6 protein-coding genes are annotated in these 7534 nt (G+C 70.3%); all 6 read right to left on the reverse strand.

The window, feature by feature from the left end; translation table 11 throughout:
• Window positions 1-196: 196 nt before the first annotated feature.
• Window positions 197-1837 carry an ABC transporter ATP-binding protein gene (locus tag ABZ904_RS28365; protein ID WP_359396604.1) on the reverse strand — a complete coding sequence of 547 codons (1641 nt, stop codon included), beginning with the start codon at window positions 1835-1837 and terminating at the stop codon, window positions 197-199.
• Window positions 1834-2832, reverse strand: a complete 999-nt coding sequence (locus ABZ904_RS28370) for an ABC transporter permease (RefSeq protein WP_359396606.1) — start codon at window positions 2830-2832, stop codon at window positions 1834-1836. The genes ABZ904_RS28365 and ABZ904_RS28370 overlap by 4 nt, the downstream gene beginning before the upstream one ends.
• Entirely contained in the window at window positions 2829-3839 is a 1011-nt protein-coding gene (locus ABZ904_RS28375; protein WP_359396609.1) for an ABC transporter permease, read from the reverse strand. Before ABZ904_RS28375 ends, ABZ904_RS28370 begins: the two co-directional genes overlap by 4 nt.
• Before the next feature lie 4 nt (window positions 3840-3843).
• Window positions 3844-5556 (reverse strand): ABC transporter substrate-binding protein, encoded by a 1713-nt coding sequence (locus tag ABZ904_RS28380; protein WP_360998744.1) that lies wholly within the window; start codon window positions 5554-5556, stop codon window positions 3844-3846.
• 175 nt (window positions 5557-5731) lie between these two features.
• A complete protein-coding gene (locus tag ABZ904_RS28385) occupies window positions 5732-5824 on the reverse strand; it encodes an Ms4533A family Cys-rich leader peptide (RefSeq protein WP_359396613.1) in 93 nt (30 codons plus the stop codon).
• Window positions 5825-5880: 56 nt separating this feature from the next.
• On the reverse strand, window positions 5881-7479 hold the full coding sequence (locus ABZ904_RS28390) for a DUF3152 domain-containing protein (protein WP_361826286.1): 1599 nt from the start codon (window positions 7477-7479) through the stop codon (window positions 5881-5883).
• Between the last annotated feature and the right edge of the window lie 55 nt (window positions 7480-7534).

Raw genomic sequence — 7534 nt, forward strand, 5'->3', positions numbered from 1 at the left:
GGCCCCCGCCAGCTCGCCGCGGTACTACGGTTGGCGTTTTGGCGGGGGGCGGTAGGGACGGTTGTCCATCGCGCCACCAAAAGGGGTGAACGGACGTAACTTTCCCGCGCGGAGCGCGTTCGCTCGCGCTAGGAGACCAGGGGACTACTTTGCGTTGCGAAGCGGGCCGGTCCCGTGCCGTCCGCACGAAGGGGTCTCACGCCGTCGCCAACTCCCTGCGCGCGCTGCGCCGCTGGGTCGCCACGGCCGGATCGAGGGCGGGGACGGCGGCCAGGAGCTGCTTGGTGTAGGGGTCCTGGGGCGACTCGTACACCTCGTCGGCAGGACCGTACTCGACGATCCGCCCCTGGCGCATCACCGCGACCCGGTCGCTGACCTGACGTACCACGGCGAGGTCGTGCGCCACGAAGACCAGCGACAGGCCGAGTTCGCGCTGCAACTCGCCCAGAAGGGCGACGACTTGGGCCTGGGTGGTGACGTCGAGCGCGGAGACCGGCTCGTCGCAGACGATGACCCTGGGGTCGGCGGCGAGCGCCCGGGCGATGCCGACGCGCTGCCGCTGCCCACCGCTGAACTCGTGCGGGTAGCGGTCGTAGTGCACCCCGTCGAGCCCCACACGCTCGAGCAGCTCCCGCACGCGGTGCCTGATGCTCTGCTCGTCCCTCCCCCACTCCCGGCTGCGGCCGAGGCCGCGTGCCCGCAACGGGTCGGCGATCGACTCGCCCACGCTGCGGCGGGGGTTGAGGGAGGAGACGGGGTCCTGGAAGACCATCTGCACGGCCGGGCCCACCCCGGTCCGCACACCGCCCTCGTAGCGGACCTCGCCGGCCGTCGGCTGCAGCAGCCCGACCAGCATGCGCCCGAGGGTGGTCTTCCCGCTGCCGCTCTCGCCCACGACGCCGAGGGTCTCGCCGCGCCGGAGCGTCAGCGACACGTCGTCCACGGCGGCGAAGCGCCGTGAGCCGTGGCCGAATTCACGGCGCAGCCCCACCGCCTCCAGGACGATCTCGTCCGAGGCGGAGCCCGGCGAGTTCCTGGGCACGTCCACGCGCGGCACCGCGCCCAGCAGTTCCCGCGTGTACTCCTGGCGGGGCTCCCCCAGCACGGTGGCGACCGGGCCGTGCTCGACGACCCTGCCGTGCCGCATGACGAGCACCTCGTCGACGCTCTCGGCGGCGACGCCCACGTCGTGCGTGACCAGCAGCAGCCCCATCCCGGTCTCCTCCCGCAGCGTGTGCAGCAGGTCGAGGATCTGGGCCTGGACGGTCACGTCCAGCGCGGTGGTCGGTTCGTCGGCGATCAGCAGTTCGGGCCGGCAGGCGAGCGCCATGGCGATCAGGGCCCGCTGGCGCATACCGCCGCTGAACTCGTGCGGGCGCGAACGGGACCGCCGCACGGCGTCCGGGATCCCCACCCGGTCGAGGACTTCGACGGCACGCGCGCGTGCCGCACGCCGTGACACTCGCGTGTGCACCCGGTAGACCTCGGCGATCTGGTCGCCGATCGCGTAATAGGGGTCCAGCGACGACAGCGGGTCCTGGAAGACCATCGCGGCCTTTCCGCCGCGCAGCCGCCGCAGTTCGTCGTCGGAGGCCTGTGTCACGTCGGTCCCGGCGACCTGGATCGAGCCGCGCACCACGGCGCCCGTGCCGCGGTGCAGCCCGAGCAGCGCCGAGGCGACGGTGGACTTGCCCGAACCGGACTCGCCGACCAGACCCAGTGCGCCGCCCCTGGCGAGCCGGAAGGAGAGCCCGTCGACGGCGCGCAGATCACCGAACTCGACGGCGAGACCGGTCACTTCCACCAGCGGCGTCGTCGCAGCCTTGGAGTCGCTCATGTCAGTACCACCCGTCGGTCGGCCACCGCGTAGAGCACGTCGGCGACGGCGTTGGCGATGACCACGAAGAAGCCGATGACCAGGACCATGCCGACGACCACCGGCAGGTCGACGACCGCCACCGCGTGCACCAGTTCCTGTCCGATGCCGGGAAGGCCGAAGAGCGTCTCGGTGAGCACCGCGCCGCCGACGGCGGAGCCGACGTTGTTGGCGTTCAGCGCGATGACCGGCGCGAGCGCGCCGCGCAGGGCGTGCCGTCCGATGACCGAGCGTTCGCCGACGCCGTAGGCACGGAAGGTGCGGATGTGGTCCTCGGCGAGCGTCTCCAGCATCGCCGCCCTGGTCAGACGGGCGAACGAGGCGGCCTCGATCAGGGCGAGCGACAACCACGGCAGCAGCAGGTTCCACGCCCACTGCTCGAGGTCGTCGGTGAAGTTCACGTATTGCGGGAAGGGCAGCAGTTGCAGCTCGCCGCAGACGACGATCATCAGAACCAGGCCGATGACGAAGACCGGCGTGGCGGTACCCGCCAGGGTGATGCCGGTCAGCAACCGCTCGGTGAGCCTGCCGCGCCGCCACGCGGAGAGCATGCCGGTGCCGACACCGAGGACGAGCCACAGGACCATGGCGCCGAGGACCAGCGACAGACTGACGGGCAGCTTGGTCAGGATGATGTCCAGGACCTGCTGGTCGCTCTGGTAGGAGAGCCCGAGGCAGGGCGCCGTGCAGTGCTGCACCGACGTGCCCGTCGAGTAGTCCTGACCGACGAAGAGGCCCTCGAGGAAGTGCCAGTAGCGCAGGTAGAGCGGGTCGCCGAGCTTGAGCTGCTGCGCCACCTGGTGCACCTGCTCCGGCGAGCAGCGGGGGCCGCAGGTGATCTGGGCGACATTGCCGGGGGTGGCGTAGAAGACCACGTAGATGATCACCGATATGGCGAACAGGGTGACCAGGGCGCCGACGGCCCGGCGCAGGGTGAATCCGCCGAGACCGCTCATGCCGTCTTCTCCTTGTCTGCCTTGGCCTCGCTCTTGCGGCCCGTGCCGATCCGCAGACGGGAGGCCGCGCGCGGGTCGAGCGCCGTGCGCACGCCGTCGCCGAGGACGGTCAGCGCCAGGACGGTGACGAACAGGGCGCCGGCCGGCAGCAGCAGGTACTGCGGCGCCGCCTGGTACCAGACGTCGGCGGCTGTGAGCATCTGTCCCCAGGACGGTGTCGGGGGCTTCACGCCCACACCGAGGAAGGACAGGGCCGCCTCGGTCGAGATGTTCGTGGGGACGAGCAGCGCGGCGTACGTGATGACGGGCGCGGCCAGACCGGGCAGCAGCTCGCGCCGGGCGATCCGCCAGGTGCCCCAGCCGCTGAGCCGGGCGGCGGAGACGTAGTCGAGCCCCTTCAGCGTGAGCGTCTGCGCGCGCACGATCTTGGCGATGTTGCCCCAGGCGATCAGGCCGATGACGAGGGTTACCAGGACGGGCCGCGGAAAGCTCGACGGCACGATCGCGAGCAGCGCCAGCGACATGATCATGAGCGGCATGGCGACGATGATGTCGGTGGCGCGGCTGAGCAGCTGGTCGACCCATCGGTTGCCGAGCGCCGAGGCGACACCCATCGTGACCCCGATGGCCACCTGTACGACGGTCGCGGCGAGCGCGACGCCGAGTGACACGCGCGCCCCGTAGACCAGCCTGGCGAACAGGTCGCGGCCGGTCTGCGGTTCGACACCGAGCCAGTGGTCGGCGCTCATGCCGCCGAAGGAGCCGACGGGGACGCCGCCACGGGCGGAGTCGATGAGCGTGGGGTGGTACGTGGTCGGGTCCTGGCCCTCGAGAGCGGTGAGCAGCGGCGCGGCGAGCGCGACCAGGACGAGCAGCGCGACGACGCCCGCCGCGACGAGGGCGACGCGCTGCGCCCGCAGCCGCCGCCAGAACAGACGGGCCCCCGAGGCCCCCGGGACGGGTGTGTCCGTCCCGGGGGCCTGAGAGGCGACAAGTGCCTCGCTCACGGCGCTACTTCACCGCGACCTGCGAGACGTCCAGCACACCGGTCCAGTCGCTGATCACGATGTCCTTGACGTCCTTGCCGTACAGGCGCTTGTAGACGGGGTGGAAGAGCGGCACGGTCAGAGCCCGCTCGCCGATCTTCTTGTCCAGGGCGCCCCACCGCTTCGCGGCGGCGGCGAGGTCGGTCAGCTTGTTGATCGCGTCGATCTCGGTGTTGACGGACGTGTCGTTCAGCAGGCCGGTGTTGAAGTTCGCGCCGTCCTTGACGATCTGCCGGCCGTCGAAGATCGGGGCGAGGAACGGGCCGCCGGACGGCCAGTCGGCGCCCCAGTGGGCGAGGAAGAATCCGGGCTCCGTCTTGACGCTGTGGATCTTGTCCTTGTAGTCGTTCTCCTCCAGGCCCTGGAGGTTGACGGTGATGCCGGCCTGCTTGAGCGCGTCCTGGATCGCGGTGGCGATCTCCGGGCTGGTCTCGAAGTCCTTGCTGTTGGAGTGGGTCAGGGTGACCGTCAGCCCGTTCGGGTACCCGGCCTCCTTCAGCAGCTCCTTGGACTTGGCCGCGTTGCCCGCCGCGCCGGCCGGGAAGAGGTCGTAGGGCGTGTAGCCGAAGGACTTCTGGTCGGGCAGGAACGTCGTCGCGGGCTCGGCCAGCGCGGATCCGCCCGCGGCGTTGATGACCGACGAACGGTCGATGGCGTACGAGATCGCCTGCCGCACCTTGACGTTGTCGAACGGCTTGACCGTCGGGTTGAACGCGATGTAGTTCGTGTAGCCGAAGTGGCCGGTACCGACGCGCGAGGCCAGTTCCTTGTCGCCGGTCACCTTGGCGAGCTCGGCCGGGCCGAGGTTGGTGTCCGTGGTGACCGCGGCGGCGTCCGCGCCCTGGGACGCCGACAGCCGCTGGTTGATCACGGAGGAGTCGAGCCCGGAGCGCACGTCGATCTTGTCCGGGTAGGCCTTGCGCTGGTCGTCCTCCGACCAGTTCGTGTTGCGCTCCAGAACGAGCCGCTCACCGTCGTTCTGGTTCTCGACGACCTTGTACGGGCCCGACGAGACCGGGTGCTCCTCGTACTTCGTGCCGGTGTCCTTGGCCTTCGGTACGGGCGTGAACTGCGTCTGTGTGGCCAGGTAGGGGAACTCGCCCTCGGGCTTGTTCAGGTGGAAGACGATCGTCTGCTCGTCCGGGGTCTCGATCGCGGCGAGGCCCTTCTTGTCCTTGTACGGGCCCTGGTAGTCCGCGGCGCCGACCAGCCAGTCGCGCAGGTAGGGGGCACCGCCGGAGAGTTCGGGGGCGAAGGAGCGCTCGATGCCGTACTTGATGTCGGCCGAGGTGATCGGGGTGCCGTCCTCGAACTTGAGGCCCTTCTTCAGCGTGTACGTCCACACGGTCGCGTTCTCGCTGGGGCGCCCGGTGTCGGTCGCGAGGTCCGGGACGACCTTGGCGCCGGCCGCGCCGTTCGCGCGGTTGCGGGTGGTGAGGGTGCGGAAGACCAGCGAGGGGACGTTTCCGCCGCCGGAGGTGTACAGGCGCGCCGGGTCGAAGTCCTGCTGCGGGTCGGAGTTCAGGACGGTCAGCGTGCCGCCCTTGTGCGGCGCGGAGTCGCCACCGGCAGCCTTGACACCGTTGTCCTTCGGCCCGCAGGCGGCGGCGCCCGCTACCACGGCCAGGCCGACGGATGCCGCTGCCAGGCGGCGCGCTATGACGGACGGTTGACGCATCGGAATGACAACCTCTCGAAGGCGCGTCTCGATCTACGAGACAAGTGAACGAATGGTGAGACGGAGATGAGCACACGTCTGCCAGGCGCCGAGCCGTCGGAAAACCGTGAACCGATCGGCAGTGCGAAAGGTCACGCAGAAGGTCAAGATCGCGACGCGAGCGCCTGGGGCGGCGTCAGCAACAGTGGATGTCGGCCACGCACAGCGAAGTCACGCCGATGAGCGCCAGCTCGATGGCGGCGCGGCTGAGGGCGTGACGGGACGACATGGTGAGAAATATGAACGAACTCCGCGCGCATGTCAACGCGACCAAAGTGCTGCCCGTCAACTCCTGGGAAAGGGCCAGGGATTGGGCAGACAGTGGATTCCGTCGTGATCGAGGAACTTCGTCTGCTGCTGCATGACCGGCGCCAGCTCGCCATCCTTCTGGCAGCTGACATGGCCGTACCCGAGGCGGTGGCCGACCTCGTGGTTGATCAGCATCTGACGGTAGGCGTGAATTTTGTCACCATACGTCTTCGACCCCTGCGCCCAGCGATAGGCGTTGATCATCACGCGTTCGGTGGAGGCCGAGTCGCACGAGACGTTGTCCTCCGTCGTGTCCAGTCCTGACTTGGCACACCAGGCCGCGGTGGTACCGGGGCTGGCGAGCGTGATCACGAAGTCGGGTTTGCCGGAGTAGATGCGCTCGAAGGTACGGGCGCCGTGGTGGGCCCAGCTGCGGTCGTCGTTGAGCGTCTTCTGAACCGCCTGCACGAACAGTTCCCCGTCGAGGCCGAGCCCCTTCTCCACATCCACGCGGTAGGTGTACTTCTGGCCCGTGCCGGGCGCCTTGGCGAAACCGGGGACCGCGAAGAACTTCCCCGAGCCCTTCAGCGTGGCACTGAGGGGGTACTTCTCGCCCATCGCCTGCTCGTACGTCAGCGGTTTCGCGTCGGGCGAGGTGGAGGGGGTCGGACGACCGTTGCCGCGGGTGGCATAGCCATGCGTGTCGCGGGCCTGGTCGGTGGCGGCCGAGGACCGGGCGGGTGCGCCGTCCCGCCCGTTCACGAACTGGCCGGCGACGACGACCGCGAGCACGGTGGTGACGGCGGCGGCCGCGATCCCGGCGAACGTACGCCCCTTGCTCCTGGCCTTGCGCGGCTCCTCCTCGACCTCGGTCGCCGGCGTGTCGTCGGTCCCGGTGTCCGTTCCGGTACGGCGGTCGTCGGTGAGGGGAACGGGACCGGTGGCACCGCGGCGGGGCGTGAAGACGTCGTCGTCCTTGTCGAAGGCGTCGATGTAGTCCTGGCGGGGGCCGCCGGACTGCGACCGCTGCTGGGGAAGACGCGGCGTGGCACGGCCGGGCGGTGCGGCCTGCGGCCCCTGTGTGGCCACCGGCGCACCCCTGAGCTCGCCCCAGCCGCCGCCGGACTCACGGTGCTGAGGATGACCGCCGCGGACCTGGGGGGTGCCGCGGCCCGGGGTGCCGTCGGGGAGGTGGGGGACACTGTGAGCGGGGGTGCCGTCGGGAGGAAGGCGAGGGACACCGCGAGCGGGGGTGCCGTCCGGGAGACGGGGCACACCGCGAGCGGGGGTGCCGTCCGGGAGACGGGGCACACCGCGAGCGGGGGTGCCGTCCGGGAGACGGGGCACCCCACGAGCCGGAGTGCCGTCGGGAAGCCGGGGCACACCACGAGCCGGAGTGCCGTCCGGGAGACGGGGCACCCCACGAGCCGGAGTGCCGTCCGGGAGACGGGGCACACCACGAGCCGGAGTGCCATCGGGAAGCCGGGGCACACCACGAGCCGGAATGCCATCGGGAAGCCGGGGCACACCGTGAGCCGGAGTGCCGTCGGCGAAACGCGGTACGCCGTGAGCCGGAGTGCCGTCGGCGAAACGCGGTACGCCGTGAGCCGGAGTGCCGTCCGGGAGACGGGGCACACCACGAGCCGGAGTGCCATCGGGAAGCCGGGGCACACCACGAGCCGGAGTGCCA

The sequence above is a fragment of the Streptomyces sp. NPDC046900 genome (genome assembly GCF_040644975.1).
Taxonomy (GTDB): Bacteria; Actinomycetota; Actinomycetes; order Streptomycetales; family Streptomycetaceae; genus Streptomyces.

Coding starts and splice junctions, on each gene's coding strand:
- ABZ904_RS28365 (WP_359396604.1), bottom strand. CDS start 1,837: ATGAGCGACTCCAAGGCTGCGACGACGCCGCTGGTGGAAGTGACCGGT.
- ABZ904_RS28370 (WP_359396606.1), bottom strand. CDS start 2,832: ATGAGCGGTCTCGGCGGATTCACCCTGCGCCGGGCCGTCGGCGCCCTG.
- ABZ904_RS28380 (WP_360998744.1), bottom strand. CDS start 5,556: ATGCGTCAACCGTCCGTCATAGCGCGCCGCCTGGCAGCGGCATCCGTC.
- ABZ904_RS28385 (WP_359396613.1), bottom strand. CDS start 5,824: ATGTCGTCCCGTCACGCCCTCAGCCGCGCCGCCATCGAGCTGGCGCTC.